The organism is Flavobacterium sp. LB2P53, assembly GCF_003970305.1.
In the GTDB taxonomy this organism is placed as follows: Bacteria; Bacteroidota; Bacteroidia; order Flavobacteriales; family Flavobacteriaceae; genus Flavobacterium.
Map to the genome: position 1 here is coordinate 114,079 of NZ_RYDG01000003.1, position 16,131 is coordinate 130,209.

Below are 16,131 nucleotides of genomic sequence, written 5' to 3' on the forward strand. Positions count from 1 at the left end.
ATGGAAAACGCTAAAACCTTTCTTTGTATTTCAAATTATTTCAAAGGTGCCGATTTTTTAATTAATTTAAAAAAATTAGGCAACAAAGTCTATTTAGTGACAAGCGAAAAACTCAGAGACAAGCCATGGCCACACCAACATATTGATGAGATTTTTTATATGAAAGGCCAAGATGTCGATTGGAATTTAGAACATCTGTTATTAGGTGTTGGTAATTTTATGAAAACTACTAAAGTAGATGCCATTGTTGCGTTAGACGATTATGATGTAGAAAAAGCCACGTATCTAAGGGAAAACCTCCGTATTGATGGGATGGGACAAACTACGGGACGTTATTTTAGAGATAAATTAGCGATGCGAATGAGAGCCAAAAGTTGTGGAATTTCTATTCCTGCTTTTTGTTCTTTGTTTAATGACCATGACATCAATACTTTTGCAGATGCTATTCCTGCTCCATGGGTTTTGAAACCACGTTCCGAAGCTTCTGCAACAGGAATTATAAAAATAGAGGACAAAGAGCGTTTGTGGATCCATATTAACGAAATGGGGAATAACAGATTCAAATATCTATTGGAACAATTCAAACCTGGTGATGTGTATCATTGTGACAGTTTGATTTCGGATAGCAAAGTAATCTTCAGTTTGACTTCTAGATATTTAGCTACACCAATGGAAATATCTCAAGGTGGCGGCGTTTTCCGTTCGGCAAATAGTAAATACAAATCAGAGGATGATATCGCGATAAAAAAAATAAATGAACAAGTGATGAAAGGTTTTGGGTTGAAACATGGAGCCGCTCATACAGAGTTCATCAAAAGTAATGAAGATGGACAGATTTATTTCTTGGAAACTTCTTCACGAGTAGGAGGAGCGCATTTGGCCGAAATGGTTGCTGAAGCTTCGAATATTAATTTATGGAAAGAGTGGGCGGCAATTGAAGACGCTTTGGTCAAAGGAACGAAGTACAGTTTACCAAAAGTAAAAAAAGGATATGCCGGAATCGTTTTGACTTTAACAAAATTCCAGCATCCTAATTTATCTTCGTTTTCAGCTCCGGAAGTTTGCTTTAGAATACCCTTAGAATATCATGCAGGACTTATTGTCAAATCAGATAATCAAGAAAGAATTTTAGAATTGCTAGAGGAGTATGGCAAACGTTTAGCCAATGATTTTACTGCTGTAGTAGAACAAAGCAAAGTAACCCACCTGCATTAATTTTTGTGTTTTAATCTAATGAAAAAGCGACTATTTTAATTGGATAGTCGCTTTTTTATTAAACTTTACTTAAAGTTCAATTGAGCATATTAGTATACCTTAGCAACAAATTTTTTTAAATTAAATAGATTTTATAATACCTTCACATGAAAAAAATACTTTTTATTTTTAGCTTTTTTGCCCTTATTAGTTGTAAAATTCAGAATACACAACAGGTACTTGAAACTAATAAACCTACTCAAAACACTTACTTTACGATTGCTTTTGGTTCCTGCGACAATCAAAAGATTAAAAATGAACTTTGGCCAGCGATAGACAAAAATCATCCTTCCGTTTGGATTTGGGGAGGTGATAATGTGTACTCGGATACAGAAGATATGCAGTTTCTTAAAAATAATTATGAAATTCAAAAACAAGACGCGGATTATCTAACTTTTATTAAAGATAAAATAGTTTTAGGAACTTGGGATGATCACGATTATGGAGCAAATGACGCTGGGGAAGAATATCCCTTTAAAAGAAAAAGCCAACAGTTATTATTGGATTTTTTAGGCACTTCAAAGAACGCTTCTGAGCGAAAAAGAGACGGAGTTTATACTGCTAAAACTATTGAGGTAAATGAAAATAAAATAAAAGTCATTGTATTGGACTCTCGCTTTTTTAGAACGGCACTGACTAAAGCCACCGATTTAAAAAAACGTTTTCAACCTAATACAGCAGGTGAAGGAACGGTGTTAGGAAATGCACAATGGAAATGGTTGGAAAATGAACTTCAAACTTCTGAGGCACAATTTAATGTTATTGTCAGCAGCATTCAATTTTTATCAAATAAACACGGTTTTGAAGCTTGGGGAAATTTTCCCCATGAAATTGAAAAACTAGAGCAATTGATTGTTTCAACGAAAGCAAAAGGTACCTTTATAATTTCTGGTGACCGCCATATTGCTACTTTTTCTTCCAAAAAAGTTCGCGGATTGTCGTATCCTTTAGTCGATTTTACTTCGAGTGGACTAACCCATACCTATGCTTCTTTTTCTGGCGAAGAAAATCCTTATGTAAAAGGAGAAGTGATCAAAGATATTAATTTTGGGTTGCTGAAGTTTGATTTTGAAAACAATAAGGTGATCATGGAAATTCGTGGAAAAGAAAATACGCTGTTGCAAGAATATGTCCAAATCTATCCTGGAAAATAAATTCCAGGAAGTTTAATTATAGAGTTTTAAAGTTTATTTTTGTCTAAAGTAAATTCACCATGCAAAAACAATTCAGTCTTATTTTGATCTCTTTCCTTATTTTTAATGGTGTAAATGCGCAAGGACTTTTGGAAAAAAAAGAGGAAATATTTACCAGACAAGATACTTTGCGCGGCAGCATCACCAAAGAAAGAGCGTGGTGGGATGTAAAACAGTACCATCTTGATATTAAAGTAAATCCTGCTGACAGTACTATTTCAGGTTCCAATACAATAAAATATCAAGTCGTTCAGGAATACAATAGTATGCAAATTGATTTGCAAAATCCTATGGAAATTTATAAAGTCATTCAGGATGGAGTAGCTTTAAAATATAGAAGAGAAGGAAATGCATTTTTTATTGAATTGATTGCATCTCAAACAAAAGGAGCCATAAAAAAGTTGACTGTTTTTTACGGAGGCAAACCTAAAGTTGCTGTAAATCCGCCATGGGATGGAGGAATTACTTGGAAAAAAGATGCTAATGGGAATTCTTTTATTGCTTCTTCTTGTCAGGGATTGGGTGCGAGTGTTTGGTGGCCAAACAAAGACCACATGTATGACGAAGTGGAAAATATGCTGATCAGTGTAAATGTTCCTGAAAATTTGACAAATGTATCTAACGGTCGTCTGATCAGTGTTAAGCAATTAAAGGACGGAACCAAAACCTATAATTGGTATGTCTCAAATCCTATCAATAATTATGGTGTAAACATAAATATAGGAGATTATGTTTCGTTTTCAGAAAAATATAAGGGAGAAAAAGGCGATTTAGACTGTACCTATTATGTTTTGAGAGACAATTTGGCGAAAGCCAAAAAACAATTTCAGGATGTTCCAAAGATGTTGAAAGCTTTTGAGCACTGGTTTGGACCATATCCTTTTTATGAAGACAGTTACAAGTTAGTTGAAGCTCCGTATTTAGGAATGGAACATCAAAGTTCAGTGACCTACGGAAATAAATTTCAAAATGGTTATTTAGGAAGGGATTTAAGCGGAACGGGTTGGGGATTAAAATTTGATTTTATCATTATCCATGAATCCGGACATGAATGGTTCGCCAATAATATTACGTACAAAGATATTGCTGATATGTGGATTCATGAGAGTTTTACAAACTATTCTGAAAGCCTTTTTGTAGAATATTATTATGGGAAAGAAGCTGGATTTGAATATATCCGAGGGACCAGAAAGGGAATAAACAATGATAAGCCGATTATAGGAAACTATGGTGTAAACAAAGAAGGATCTGGTGATATGTATCCAAAAGGAGGGAATATGCTACATACTTTACGCCAAATTGTAAATGATGATGAAAAATGGAGAAAAATATTAAGAGGTTTGAACAGTACTTTTTACCATCAAACGGTATCGACTAAACAAATTGAAGATTATTTAAGTCAGCAAGTTGGAATCGATTTAGCTACCTTTTTTAATCAGTATTTAAGAGATACCAGAATTCCTACAGTAGAATATTTTTTCAAGGATAATCAATTAGGATATCGCTGGACAAATTGTGTGTCAGGTTTTAACATGCCTGTTAAAGTAACGCTGAATGGCAATGAAGAATTGCTACAACCAGAGACAGAATGGCAACGTGTTTCTGTAAATACTGAAAATTCAAAATTGGAAATAGATAAAAACTTTTATGTAGCCAGTTTTAATATTACGGAATAAATTACAAAAGGTATGTTTCTGAAATTTAGGAAACATACCTTTTTTTATCTTTTCTTAAACTGTATCGGATTTTCACCCACTACTTTTTTGAAAATTCTATTAAAATATGACAGACTTTCAAAACCACACTCAAAGCACGTTTCTGTTGCATTTTTATCAGTTTTTAAAAGTATTTTAGCTTGTTCTATTCGATACTGATTTAAAAATTCAGTAAAAGTCAATCGGGTCATTTTTTTAAAATAACGACAAAAAGCGGCTTTGGATAAATGAGTCAAACGAGAGATTTCTTCAATAGAAACAGCCCTTTGGTAGTTTTCTTCTATAAATTTATATACTACTTTTAATCGCACTTGTTCTTTGTTATTGTACAGATTCTCAAATGGTTTATCGTGTAATAGTGTCTTTTCATTTGCTGTTGCTAAAATCTGAAATATGGACAGTACTTCTATAAATTGTTCAAAATGTGATAAAAGATGAATTTTTTGAAGCCTTTTGCCAATTTCATCTTTTACAGCTCCATGAAAACAAACCACCTTTTTAGAGTTCTCAAATAATTGATTAATGAAAGCTAGTTCAGGAGTGGTGATAAAGTCATTTTTGAAAAAATCTTCTTTTATCTGTAAAACTACTTTTTCATATTCGGTTTTAATTCCATAATCAAAATTCAAATGCGGAATATTAGAACCTATAAAAACCAAATCACTTCCTTCAAAATCCCCAATATGGTCACCTACGCGTCGTGTTCCATTTGGTGCTACAATGAAAGTCAATTCAAATTCAGGATGAAAATGCCAATAATAAAAATTATTCAATTTTGGATTGACCAATATTCTAAAGGAACTACCGGCTAATCTTTTTATATCCTCAAAAACTATTTTCATACCTCGTTACTGCTATAATTGTTCAATATAATACATATACTTGTCTAAAGTTACTAAAATAAATCAATATTGTACAAATAGCAGTACATTTTGTGAAAGTAATTAAGGTTCACTTTTTCTAATTTTGGAATAGTAATAACACGAAATAGATAACTATGGAAAAGAATAAGCAATCAATGGTTCCCACAATGGTTCCCACAATGGTTCCCACAATGGCACATAACAATGCCCACAAAGATATTCCGGGAAATCCATCGACAGCAAAATCCAGCACAACAAAATTAAATGATCGCTCTAATGGTAAACCTCTGCGTTTGCTTACTGAAGCCGATTGGAAGTTTTGGATTGAAAACGGGTATATTGTAATAAAAAATGCTGTTCCGAAAGAAAACGCTAAAAAAATGGCCGATTTCCTGTGGGAATTTGAAGAGAAAAATCAAAATGACCCAGAAACTTGGTATGCGCCACCAAGAGCCGAAATGCAAATGAAAGAACTTACCAATAGCGGTATGGTTGAAGTGTACAATCATCAATACCAATGGGATAATCGACAAATGAAAAAAGTATACGATGCATTTGTAGATATTTGGGGAACGGAAAAATTATGGGTAACCATTGACCGAGCAAATCTAAATTTACCAGTCCGTCCGGATTTTGATTTCAAAGGATTTATACATTGGGATTATGATCCTGAAACAAAACCTCAAAACGTACAAGGAGTTCTCGCTTTGGCAGACCAAATGGATGAAAATATGGGAGGATTTCAATGTATTCCTGATTTATATCGAAATTATGATACTTGGAAACTGACACAACCGGAAGATAGAAATCGATTTCAACCGGATACCTCTGAATTTGAAGGCAAATTTGTAAAAGTAAAAATGGAAGCAGGAGATTTATTGATTTTTAACAGTTCACAACCGCATGGCATTCGCCCCAATATTACAAAAGATAAAGTGAGAATGGCACAATATATTTCTATGATGCCAGCGGAAGAAGAAAATGAAGAACTACGTCAATGGAGAGTGAATTCCTGGAAAGACAGAATTGCACCTGAAGGATATGCCTTTCCTGGAGATCCCCGTAAATGGGAACAAACCAAATATAAAACGGCAGCGCTTAGTGAATTGGGAAAAAAATTATTGGGAGCAGAGAAGTGGTAACAATAAAGTAGACTATGTTTTTATCGTAATTTAAAAAGTCTCTTGCTATAAATAATTTTATTATTGGCTGACATAATTTCCAATTTCAGAAGACCGAATTCTGATTCACGATGATGTTTTGGCCACCGAAGGAACGGCAAAAGTAGTTTGCGAATTGGTCGAAAGATTGGGTGGAGAAATTGTACAATGCAATTTCCTAATGGAATTAGCTTTCTTAAATGGAAGGGCAAAAATCAAAGGAAATGAAATTTTTGCCGCAATTACGTATTAATCCAGCGCACGTGTGGTTACGTAATATCTAAAACCAATAATCGCCATTTGCCATTTTTTGGCTTTAGCCAAATCCAATCGCTGTTTGGTGAAACTAGGTAAAATAACTTTGTTAATTTGGGCTAGGATTTTATACATATCATTTTGTTTAATGTAAAGATATAAAAAAAGACGGTTTTAATTTAGATCGTCTTTCTGGGTTTTTATGAGGATTTTATTTTTTTTGAAATTCTTTTGTTTCAATTTCAATAATTCCATTTAATGCTTTTTCTCCATATTTTTTTAACGCATTCTGTTTTGTGCTTTCGGGTCCATTTGATGGTTTTTGTGCACCTACTGAAAAAATATCCTCTGGCTTTAATTTATCCAAAGCTTGATAATCACTAATTTTTCCATTAATAACTATAACTGCTTCTTTATAGTTTACATTCTTATCATTTTGAATTCTCTTAATATTGTCTTCTGGCGCAAATGTTCCAAAATTGATCTCCCAACCTTTATTATCCTTTTTAACAGGGTCGCCTTTTGCAGCTTTAGATTTAAAAGTTGGTGCAGCAGGTGGTGTTGGTGGCTCAGGTATCATCTCTTTACCATCTAAATAACTTTTAGTAATAATACGGATTGAATTCTTAGCTGAAGTACCATCTTTTTGAATATTTACTGAGCTAATATAATTTGGATTCATGCTTTCAGCCTCTAGTGGGCTTACTTTTTTTCCGTCAATAAAATATTCTGCATCGTCAGGAATACCATTTTTTTCTGTCGTTATCTTTGTAACCGTATACGTGGTTTTTGGTTTTTGAAGAATTTTTAAACTATTGGGATTCACATTTTCTAATCTTAAATCCGTTACTTGTGTATTAGAATTAAAAATATTTGTACTTTTTGCTGTTTTACCTTTTGTTACAATTCTAATTATAGATTTGTTATTCTCCTTAACAACATCCATCGTAGTTATGTCATTAGGATTCGTTCTATCTAATTCTTCTTTACTTACTTTTTTTCCATCGATAAAAATCTCTGTATTTTTATCAATACTGTCATTTTTAGAACTACTGACTATAAGTACTTTAGCTTTTTTAATACTGTCTTTTTCTTGCTGAATTTCTAAAGCAGCAGTAACTGGATGTTTTGATTCTACTTTGATGGTTTCTTCTTTTACTTTCTCCTGAGCAATTACATCAATTTGAAATAAAAATACAAATGCTACTAAAACTGGAAGAACAAGCGTGTACTTCCAGGAATTCGATTTTTTTGATTGATTTTTGTTTAACATAACGATTCGTTTTTTGATTAATGATTGATAAAAATGATTTGTAATGGCAACACAATTCTCGTGTGTTGTTATTTTTAAAAGCGTCAACTGATACGCTTTTTTGTCGGATATTTTTTTCGTGGCTTCGCTGTCAGCAATGAATTCCAAGTTTTGGATAATTGCTTTTTTATAAAACCAAATGAATGGATTAAACCAAAACACAATACAAAACAATCTTGAAATTAATACATCAACAGTATGATTTTGCTCACTATGAACTTTTTCGTGTTCCAAAATGTTTTCTAGTTCAGAGCTGCTGTACAAGGACGAATTGTAAACGATAGTATTAAAATAAGAGAAAGGAGCGAGATTGTCTTTTAAGTCTATAAATTTAAAATTCGCTTGACGTTTTATGGTTTTTCCTTTTACTATTTTTTGTAAACTGTAAAATTCAAAACCAAATTTAGTGAAAAGGCATAATGTGCCAATGCAGTACAGCACTGCTAATGCCAGATAAATATATTCTTGCGTGTGGTCTTCATCAATAATTGTACTTATGGGCAATGATGACCAATCATAATTTACAGGAGTAGGTTCTACCCATATTGTTTTAGTAAAAACAACTAACGGCAAAAGAATGGAAGTGAATAATCCCAATAACAAAAACCAACGATTGCTTGTGAAAAAGGTTTCTTTTCGCAACATAAAATGATACGTCAAATAAAACAAGGCAATTAATCCGCTGGATTTGATGAGATAAATATAAAATACTTCCATAATTAATATTGTTACTCTAAAGTTTATATTTCCTCTTTATGACTTTCAATCATAGCCAAAATTTCCCGTAATTCAGCTGCAGATATTTTCTCTTCTTTGGCAAAATGCGATACCATATTTTTATATGAGCTGTTGAAATAATTATCAATAGCAGTATTCATGAATCGTTTTCTATAATCTTCTAAACTTATAATAGGAAAGTATTGGTGTGTGTTTCCAAAGGCATTGTGCGACACAAATCCTTTTTCTTCCAGATTGCGCACAATGGTTGAAAGTGTGTTATAATGGGGTTGATCTTCTGTGATTTCTGCAAGGACTTCTTTTACGAATGCTTTTTTGAGCTTCCATAAAATGTGCATGATTTCCTCTTCTTTGTTGGTTAACTTTTGCATAATTTTTTATTTAAACCAAAACTACAACTATTTTTTTAGTTATCAAACTATAAATGTAGTTTTTTAACTATTTTTTTAGTTTTAACGTGTTTTTGCAGTTTTTTGGAAATTAATTCTCCTTTTAATCAAAAATGTTATCATCACAAGGAGACTGCGTGAGGGGTAGAAGCTAGCTACCGAAGTAGCGCGTATAACCCGACGCTATAAAGAAAAGGGGCTAATAACGATTTTGTTGATAAGCCCCTTTTTTTTATAGGGTCACGCCCAAAGAATGATAATGAAATTAATTGTGTTCTTTTTGAACGAGTTTTTGCAGCCAGATACAACCTACCACAGCTAAAATACCTAAACTTCCCATGACAAACCAGTTAGCTTGGTAGCCAAAAGCGGCTATGATTTCTAGTCCTGTCTTAGAACTCGCAATGTGTGCTAAGCTGAAACTCATAGTAAACAAAGCCATGTAGCGGCCTTCATGCCCTTTTGGAGCTCGGCTTAGCGCAAATGAATTGGAGAAAGGGAAGATGAACATTTCACCAAAAGTGATAAAAAGAATACTAACAATTAGTATTCCAGCCCACATATTGATGAGTAAAACATAAAAACTCAATGACATTAGCAATGCGCCCCAAAGAATAATTTTGAGTATACTGATGCCTTTTCTTTGAGTGAAACTTACAATTGGCATTTCCAGAAAGAAAATTAACAGTCCGTTTAAAGACAATAAAAGTCCACTTTGAAACTCGGTTAATCCAAATTTTTCATTATGATATAAGGGTAAAGTGGTGAAAAGTTGAAAGAAAAGCATGGCTGTTATGAAACAAACAAAAAGGAAGATCCAGAATATTCTGTCTTTGAAAACAGAGGCTGGTATCTCAGTTTCGATATTGGCGGAGGCTAAATCGATAGGTTTTTTGCGTTCTTTTACCAGTAGGGTGAAAATTAAAATAGATACAATACACGAACTTCCATCCACCCAGAATAATCCGCTGTAACCTAAATTCATAATGATTAAACCACCTAAAGCGGGTCCAGCTGTGAAGCCTAAATTTACCGCTAACCGAACTAAAGTCAGTGCTCTGGTACGATTTTCAGGTTTAGCATAAGTCGCCAAGGAGACAAACATGGCGGGACGAAACATATCAGCAACGGTCATTATGACAAACATTCCAATGCACAATCCCCAAAAGGTCCGAATGTATTGTACAAAAAACAAAAGGATTCCGCTGGTGAATAAACTGAAAACCATGATTTTATAAAAGCCTATTTTATCGGATAATTTGCCACCAAGCCAAGATCCCAGCATAGAACCAAAACCAAAAGCAACCATAATCCATCCCACTTGTGCGTAGGATAAATTCAAATCTTCTTTTAAATACTTAGATAAAAAAGGCAAAACCATCGTACCGGCGCGATTTATAAAAGTGACGAGCGTTAGAATCCAAATTTCTCTGGTAAAGCCTTTGAAATTATTAATGTAGCGTTGAAAAGCAGTTTGAAACATGTATTTGTTATATTTTGCAAAGGTAGAAAACTTTGTACCGATGCGTCTTTGTGTCCTAGTAACTTTTAAACTATTTTTGCATAAAAATAAGAACATGAGAACGCTATTTACTTTATTTCTTTTGATTCAATTGAATTTAGGCTTTGGCCAATATAAATTTGACGTTTCGGCTGTAGCCAAATTTCAAAAGGAATTAAATTCAGAATATGCCGATGCAAAGACAAGTCCGTTGACTCCGAAAGATTTAGCGGAATTCAAAACACTTGATTTTTATCCTGCAAACGAAACTTTTTATGTGGTCGCTAAGTTAGTAAGAACAAAAAAAGAGAAGCCTTTTGAAATGAAAACGTCAACAGACAGGAAACCATTGTATGTAAAATATGGGGAGCTTTCTTTTACAATTGACGGTCGGGATTTGAAACTGAATGTGTACAAGAATATGGAGCTCTCAAAAAAAGAGGAATATAAAGACTATTTATTTTTACCGTTTTCAGATCTGACTTCAGGAAACGAAAGTTACATTGGCGGGAAATACATTGATTTGAAAATCCCAAAAGGAGATGCTATTGTGATTGACTTTAACACGTCATACAATCCGTATTGCGCGTATAATTTTACATATTCCTGTCCAATAGTACCATTAGAAAATGATTTGAATATCGAGATAAAAGCGGGAGTTAAAAAATTTCACAACTAATGGATTTCTTTAATCTGCATACACATAAAGATACGAATCAACCAAATGTGTTGGAATTAGTGAATCAATATCCACAGGAATTTGATGCAACAATTCCGTATTATTCCATCGGGATTCATCCGTGGTTTATCGTTGAAGAACGAATAGAAGATGATTTGGCGATAATCGAAAGTAAATTACAAGAGGGGAATTGTCTCGCTGTAGGTGAATGTGGACTGGACAAACGCATCGAAGTTTCAATGGAATTGCAACAGTTGGTTTTCGAAAAGCAATTGCTTTTGGCGCAGCACTATCAAAAACCAGTGGTAATACACTGTGTCGCTGCTTTTCAGGAAGTGATTGCAATTACGAAAAAATTGAATATTTCAGTTCCAATGCTGATTCATGGGTTTTCCAAAAATGCCCAAGTCGCTAAACAATTAGTGAACAATGGATTTTATATTTCGTTTGGGAAATATTTATTGCTAAATCAGGACCTAGAAGCTGTTTTTAAAAGCGTTCCTGATAATCGATTTTTTTTGGAAACAGATACGGTGGACGAAGGGATTGAAGCAGTTTATGAATTGGCAGCAAAATACAGAGGAATTTCGCTGGAAGAAATACAGGAACTTGTGAATAGTAATTATAATGAAGTTTTTGATTTAAGAATTTTTCAAAAACATTAAACTTTAAACAAAAAACAATGGCAGAATGGACAGAGAGAGCCGAACTTTTATTCAAAAAAGAAGGTTTAGATAATTTAAAAAAGGCAAATATATTGGTTGTAGGATTGGGTGGTGTTGGTTCTTTTGCGGCCGAATTTTTGGTGAGAGCAGGAGTGGGAACGATGACTATTGTTGATGGTGACGTAGTTGATATTACCAATATAAACCGACAATTGCCTGCTTTACATTCAACTGTAGGACAACCAAAAATTACTGTTGTTGGGGATCGATTGATGGACATTAATCCAGAATTAAAATTGACGCGTGTACAGGAATTTCTTTCGCCAGAGCGTGCTTTCGAAATTGTATCGGAGGAATTTGATTATGTTTTAGATTGCATTGACAGTGTGACGCCAAAGCTGAATTTGATTATTGGAGCCAAACGAAAAAGAGTAAAAATCATCAGTAGTATGGGTGCAGGTGGGAAAATGGAAGCTTCAAAAGTGAAAGTGACTGATATTACCAATACCGTGAATTGTTATTTTGCCAAAACCATTCGAAGACGATTGAAAGAATTTAAAATTGATAAACTGAAAGTGGTTTTTTCGTCGGAAATTCAAGATGAAACGAGTTTAAAAATGACGGATGGATCTAATTTCAAAAAATCATTTTATGGAACCAATAGTTACATGCCTGGATTATTTGGTTTGTATGCTGCAGAAACCGTGATTCGTTATTTACTTAAGAAATAATGGTTAGAATTCAGTTTTTTAATGTTCCGTTCTAAAAAGTTAAGAAGTCTTAAAATCTATAAAGTCTAATAATTTAACAAAAATGATACAAACCGTAATTTTTGACATGGATGGTGTAATTGTCGATACTGAACCCGTACACCGTTATGCTTATTTCAAACAATTTGAGGAATTGAATATTCCTGTTACGGAGGAAATGTACACTTCATTTACAGGAAATTCTACTCGGAATATATTTCAAAAATTGAAAAAGGTTTTTGAAATTGAACATGAAGTGGAAGATTTGATTCAAAGAAAACGAACTATTTTTAATGATGCGTTTGATAGTAAAGCAGATTTAGAATTACTGCAAGGCGTGGAACATCTTATTAAAGAATTACACCAAAACGGAATACAATTGATTTTGGCTTCTTCGGCATCCAAAGTGACTATTGAACGCGTGTTTAGCCGGTTTAAGTTGCATGATTATTTTACACATGTGGTAAGCGGTGAAGATTTCCCTAAATCAAAACCACATCCGGCTATTTTTGAACATGCGGCAAGTTTATCAGTTGCACCAAAAGCAAATTGTATCGTTATTGAGGACAGTACAAATGGAATAAAAGCGGCCAAAGCTGCTGGGATTTTTTGTGTGGGCTACAACAGTATTCATTCTGAAGCACAAGATTTATCGGAAGCAGATGTAGTGATTAATCATTTTAACGAATTGGATTTTGAGGCAGTTAGGAATATTCAATCTAAATTAAGGAATAATTAACAGTACAAAGCCATTGAATTTGTAAATTTGGAAAACATTTAAAAATTATAATATGAAAAAAATAATCATTGCACTGGCTTTATTTATGGCCGGTTTCAGCGCTGAGGCTCAGTTAAAAACACCTCAATCAAGTCCGAAAATGACGCTTATGCAAACAGTTGGTTTGACTGATGTAGAAGTTAACTATTCAAGACCAAGTGCCAGAGGAAGATCCGTTTTTGGAAATTTAATTCCTTTTGGAAAAGTATGGAGAACTGGAGCTAATGAAAATACAACTGTTTCCTTTAGCGATGATGTGATTATTGATGGTAAAACATTGAAAAAAGGAAAATATTCATTGTATACTATTCCGAAAATAGAAAGCTGGGAGATACTATTTTATAAAACTACTGATAACTGGGGTAATCCAGAAGAGTGGAAAGAAGAAAATGTGGCGCTTAGAGCTACTGTTAAGCCTGAAACAGTGAATAAAAGTGTGGAAACATTTACTATTGGAATTAGTGGTTTAGACAATAATTTTGCCTTTTTAGAAATCTATTGGGAGAACTCCTATGCTGCTTTAAAATTTGAAGTGCCAACACAACAAAAAACAACGGCTAACATCGAAAAAGCATTAGCTGGACCAGCTAGTGCAGATTATTTTTCTGCTGCTCAATTTTTATTCCAATCGAATGGCGACAATGCAAAAGCATTGGTTTATGTAAACAAAGCGTTAGATATGTCTAAAGACAAACCCTTCTGGTACAATAGATTGAAGTCATTAATTCAAGCTAAACTTGAGGACAAAAAAGGAGCAATCGAAACGGCTAAGGCATCACTTGCAGCGGCTGAAATTGCTAAAAACCAAGATTACGTGAAAATGAATAAAGACAGTATTACAGAGTGGAGTAAAAACTAATTACTCTAACGTTTTATATAAGAAGATCCCGTCTCCATTTAGAGACGGGATTTTTTTTTGAAATTTTGGACTGTGTAATTTATTAGATGTTTGCATAGTATCCATGGGATTATCATTACTCGCCAGTTCGCTCTTGCTCGTTTCTGCGGAAGAAGAGATTTTTATATAAGAACTTCTGAAGTAAAAAAAATAACCGCAGATTCACGGATTATCAATATAAAAATCTGCGAATCTGCGGTTATTTTTTTATTTAGGCTGTTATCTCTCTCTGTTTTCTAAAAATGGTCCATTGCAAGAATAATGAAATTACAATTGTAAGCATTGCACCAATGAAATTCAGCCACAAATAACCTAGTTTTTCTTCTCCGCTCGGGAAAATATAAATGGCGTAATAGTAGATGATAAAAATAGTAATCTGACTTACTACAGCGCTATAAAAAATGGCTTTAGATTGTACTTTATGGATGTAAAAACCAACTAAGAAAATTCCAAGGACTGTTCCATAAAATATGGATCCAATGATGTTTACCAGTTGAATTAAATTTTCAAAAAGCGTTCCAATACAAGCAAATAGTATGGCTATAACTCCCCACAATAAGGTAAAGAATTTTGTAGCATACAGGTAGTGCCGTTCTGATTTTTCTTCTTTTAGATTGCGTTTGTAAATATCAATTGCGGTGGTAGAGGCCAGTGCATTCAATCCCGAAGCGGTAGAGGACATAGCAGCCGAAATAATTACGGCCAGTAACAAACCAATAAGCCCTTTGGGTAAATAGTTGAGAATAAAGTGAAAAAACACATAATCTTTATCATTGGTCTCGCTATTACTATCAGCTTTCAGAATTATTTCTTTGGCACGATCTCTTAAATCTTTTTCTTTATTGGATAAAGTCACTAATTCTTTCCTAAGGGTTGGATTGTCATAATCCTGATTGAGCTGGTCGATGTATAAAAGATTAATTACTTTTTTGTCTTCGGATAAATCGTCTAATTTTTTCTCCAAAGCATTGTATTCGCTTTTGTAAGCTGATTTTTCAATCATGGCTTTATTATTTGGATTAAAATTTAACGGAACAGGATTGAATTGGAAAAAGACAAAAACCATAACTCCGGTCAGTAAAATAAAGAACTGCATAGGTACTTTTAAAAGTCCGTTCATGATTAGTCCCATCTGGCTTTCTCGAACGGATCGTCCGGATAAATAACGTCCTACCTGCGATTGATCGGTACCAAAATAAGCTAATGCCAAGAAAAAACCTCCTGTTATTCCGCTCCAAAAGGTATATTTTTCCTCTGGATCTAAAGAGAAATTAACAATATCCATTTTATCATTTGCCCCAGCAATATGCAACGCACTGGAGAAAGTCATATCATTAGGTAAATAATGCAAGATCAGAAAAAAAGTGATTAGCATTCCGGACATAATCACAAACATTTGCTGTTTTTGAGTTACATTCACTGCTTTGGTTCCACCCGAAAAAGTATAAATGATAACTAATACACCAATAATAATATTCATGTAGGTAAGATTCCAACCCAATAAAGCGGACAAAATAATTGCCGGAGCGTATATGGTCAATCCGGTTCCTAAACCTCTTTGGAACAAGAAAAGGATGGCAGCTAGGGAACGGGTCTTCAAATCAAATCTTTTTTCAAGGTATTCATAAGCTGTATACACTTTGTATTTGTGGTATAAAGGGATAAAGGTGACACAGATTACCACCATAGCAATTGGCAGTCCAAAATAGAATTGCACAAAACCCATACCGTCATGATAGGCTTGCCCCGGAGTAGAAAGAAACGTAATTGCACTTGCTTGTGTGGCCATAACAGAAAGTCCTACAACATGCCAAGGTGTTTCATTACTCCCTAAAATAAAGTCTTCTACATTTTTACTGCCCTTGGTTTTCCAAGCACCATAAATTACAATGAACAATAAAGTTACTATCAGTATAATCCAATCAAATAATTGCATAATTTAAGCGTATAATTTCATGATGAGACAAAAGATCAGGATGTAT

15 protein-coding genes and 1 pseudogene are annotated in these 16,131 nt (G+C 33.8%); 10 read left to right on the forward strand and 6 right to left on the reverse strand.

Annotated elements, in window-relative coordinates; translation table 11 throughout:
• The 3 genes from EKL95_RS05225 (at window position 1) to EKL95_RS05235 (ending at window position 4,123) form a co-directional block, all read left to right on the forward strand.
• Window positions 1–1,215: an acetyl-CoA carboxylase biotin carboxylase subunit family protein gene (locus EKL95_RS05225; RefSeq protein WP_126563698.1), complete on the forward strand. Its 1,215-nt coding sequence runs from the start codon at window positions 1–3 to the stop codon at window positions 1,213–1,215.
• Window positions 1,216–1,361: 146 nt separating this feature from the next.
• Window positions 1,362–2,408, forward strand: coding sequence for an alkaline phosphatase D family protein (locus EKL95_RS05230; RefSeq protein WP_126563699.1), 1,047 nt, complete (start codon window positions 1,362–1,364; stop codon window positions 2,406–2,408).
• A gap of 59 nt (window positions 2,409–2,467) precedes the next feature.
• On the forward strand, window positions 2,468–4,123 hold the full coding sequence (locus EKL95_RS05235; RefSeq protein ID WP_126563700.1) for a M1 family metallopeptidase: 1,656 nt from the start codon (window positions 2,468–2,470) through the stop codon (window positions 4,121–4,123).
• 44 nt (window positions 4,124–4,167) lie between these two features.
• Here the strand turns inward: EKL95_RS05235 and EKL95_RS05240 are convergent, their stop codons facing one another.
• A complete protein-coding gene (locus EKL95_RS05240) occupies window positions 4,168–5,004 on the reverse strand; it encodes an AraC family transcriptional regulator (protein ID WP_126459331.1) in 837 nt (278 codons plus the stop codon).
• Window positions 5,005–5,159: 155 nt separating this feature from the next.
• On the opposite strand from EKL95_RS05240, the gene EKL95_RS05245 reads away from it, so the two are divergent.
• Together EKL95_RS05245 and EKL95_RS05250 are read left to right on the forward strand one after the other, a co-directional pair.
• Entirely contained in the window at window positions 5,160–6,167 is a 1,008-nt protein-coding gene (locus tag EKL95_RS05245) for a phytanoyl-CoA dioxygenase family protein (protein ID WP_126563701.1), read from the forward strand.
• A gap of 91 nt (window positions 6,168–6,258) precedes the next feature.
• Window positions 6,259–6,438, forward strand: a pseudogene (locus EKL95_RS05250) (adenine phosphoribosyltransferase); the annotation flags it as partial.
• On the opposite strand, the gene EKL95_RS05255 reads toward EKL95_RS05250, so the two are convergent.
• From EKL95_RS05255 to EKL95_RS05270, 4 genes are all read right to left on the reverse strand, one after another.
• Window positions 6,435–6,575, reverse strand: coding sequence for an SsrA-binding protein (locus tag EKL95_RS05255; protein WP_091170625.1), 141 nt, complete (start codon window positions 6,573–6,575; stop codon window positions 6,435–6,437). The pseudogene EKL95_RS05250 and the gene EKL95_RS05255 sit on opposite strands and share 4 nt — an antisense overlap.
• 76 nt (window positions 6,576–6,651) lie before the next feature.
• On the reverse strand, window positions 6,652–8,469 hold the full coding sequence (locus EKL95_RS05260) for a M56 family metallopeptidase (protein WP_126563702.1): 1,818 nt from the start codon (window positions 8,467–8,469) through the stop codon (window positions 6,652–6,654).
• A 23-nt stretch (window positions 8,470–8,492) separates the two neighbouring features.
• Window positions 8,493–8,861: a BlaI/MecI/CopY family transcriptional regulator gene (locus EKL95_RS05265; protein WP_126459340.1), complete on the reverse strand. Its 369-nt coding sequence runs from the start codon at window positions 8,859–8,861 to the stop codon at window positions 8,493–8,495.
• Between the two features lie 283 nt (window positions 8,862–9,144).
• Window positions 9,145–10,362: an MDR family MFS transporter gene (locus tag EKL95_RS05270; protein WP_126553389.1), complete on the reverse strand. Its 1,218-nt coding sequence runs from the start codon at window positions 10,360–10,362 to the stop codon at window positions 9,145–9,147.
• Between the two features lie 94 nt (window positions 10,363–10,456).
• On the opposite strand from EKL95_RS05270, the gene EKL95_RS05275 reads away from it, so the two are divergent.
• From EKL95_RS05275 to EKL95_RS05295, 5 genes are all read left to right on the forward strand, one after another.
• Entirely contained in the window at window positions 10,457–11,059 is a 603-nt protein-coding gene (locus tag EKL95_RS05275) for a DUF1684 domain-containing protein (protein ID WP_126563703.1), read from the forward strand.
• Window positions 11,059–11,724: a TatD family hydrolase gene (locus EKL95_RS05280; protein ID WP_126563704.1), complete on the forward strand. Its 666-nt coding sequence runs from the start codon at window positions 11,059–11,061 to the stop codon at window positions 11,722–11,724. The genes EKL95_RS05275 and EKL95_RS05280 overlap by 1 nt, the downstream gene beginning before the upstream one ends.
• 17 nt (window positions 11,725–11,741) lie before the next feature.
• Window positions 11,742–12,455, forward strand: coding sequence for a ThiF family adenylyltransferase (locus tag EKL95_RS05285; RefSeq protein ID WP_126451503.1), 714 nt, complete (start codon window positions 11,742–11,744; stop codon window positions 12,453–12,455).
• 82 nt (window positions 12,456–12,537) lie between these two features.
• Window positions 12,538–13,212 carry an HAD family hydrolase gene (locus EKL95_RS05290; protein WP_126563705.1) on the forward strand — a complete coding sequence of 225 codons (675 nt, stop codon included), beginning with the start codon at window positions 12,538–12,540 and terminating at the stop codon, window positions 13,210–13,212.
• A gap of 52 nt (window positions 13,213–13,264) precedes the next feature.
• A complete protein-coding gene (locus EKL95_RS05295) occupies window positions 13,265–14,110 on the forward strand; it encodes a DUF2911 domain-containing protein (protein ID WP_126561532.1) in 846 nt (281 codons plus the stop codon).
• Window positions 14,111–14,360: 250 nt separating this feature from the next.
• On the opposite strand, the gene EKL95_RS05300 is transcribed toward EKL95_RS05295, so the two are convergent.
• Complete coding sequence (locus tag EKL95_RS05300) at window positions 14,361–16,085, reverse strand: sodium:solute symporter (protein WP_126563706.1); 1,725 nt, start codon at window positions 16,083–16,085, stop codon at window positions 14,361–14,363.
• Window positions 16,086–16,131: the final 46 nt, after the last annotated feature.

Coding starts and splice junctions, on each gene's coding strand:
- EKL95_RS05290 (WP_126563705.1), top strand. CDS start 12,538: ATGATACAAACCGTAATTTTTGACATGGATGGTGTAATTGTCGATACT.
- EKL95_RS05300 (WP_126563706.1), bottom strand. CDS start 16,085: ATGCAATTATTTGATTGGATTATACTGATAGTAACTTTATTGTTCATT.
- EKL95_RS05230 (WP_126563699.1), top strand. CDS start 1,362: ATGAAAAAAATACTTTTTATTTTTAGCTTTTTTGCCCTTATTAGTTGT.
- EKL95_RS05240 (WP_126459331.1), bottom strand. CDS start 5,004: ATGAAAATAGTTTTTGAGGATATAAAAAGATTAGCCGGTAGTTCCTTT.
- EKL95_RS05225 (WP_126563698.1), top strand. CDS start 1: ATGGAAAACGCTAAAACCTTTCTTTGTATTTCAAATTATTTCAAAGGT.
- EKL95_RS05295 (WP_126561532.1), top strand. CDS start 13,265: ATGAAAAAAATAATCATTGCACTGGCTTTATTTATGGCCGGTTTCAGC.
- EKL95_RS05255 (WP_091170625.1), bottom strand. CDS start 6,575: ATGTATAAAATCCTAGCCCAAATTAACAAAGTTATTTTACCTAGTTTC.
- EKL95_RS05265 (WP_126459340.1), bottom strand. CDS start 8,861: ATGCAAAAGTTAACCAACAAAGAAGAGGAAATCATGCACATTTTATGG.
- EKL95_RS05275 (WP_126563703.1), top strand. CDS start 10,457: ATGAGAACGCTATTTACTTTATTTCTTTTGATTCAATTGAATTTAGGC.
- EKL95_RS05280 (WP_126563704.1), top strand. CDS start 11,059: ATGGATTTCTTTAATCTGCATACACATAAAGATACGAATCAACCAAAT.
- EKL95_RS05245 (WP_126563701.1), top strand. CDS start 5,160: ATGGAAAAGAATAAGCAATCAATGGTTCCCACAATGGTTCCCACAATG.
- EKL95_RS05285 (WP_126451503.1), top strand. CDS start 11,742: ATGGCAGAATGGACAGAGAGAGCCGAACTTTTATTCAAAAAAGAAGGT.
- EKL95_RS05260 (WP_126563702.1), bottom strand. CDS start 8,469: ATGGAAGTATTTTATATTTATCTCATCAAATCCAGCGGATTAATTGCC.
- EKL95_RS05235 (WP_126563700.1), top strand. CDS start 2,468: ATGCAAAAACAATTCAGTCTTATTTTGATCTCTTTCCTTATTTTTAAT.
- EKL95_RS05270 (WP_126553389.1), bottom strand. CDS start 10,362: ATGTTTCAAACTGCTTTTCAACGCTACATTAATAATTTCAAAGGCTTT.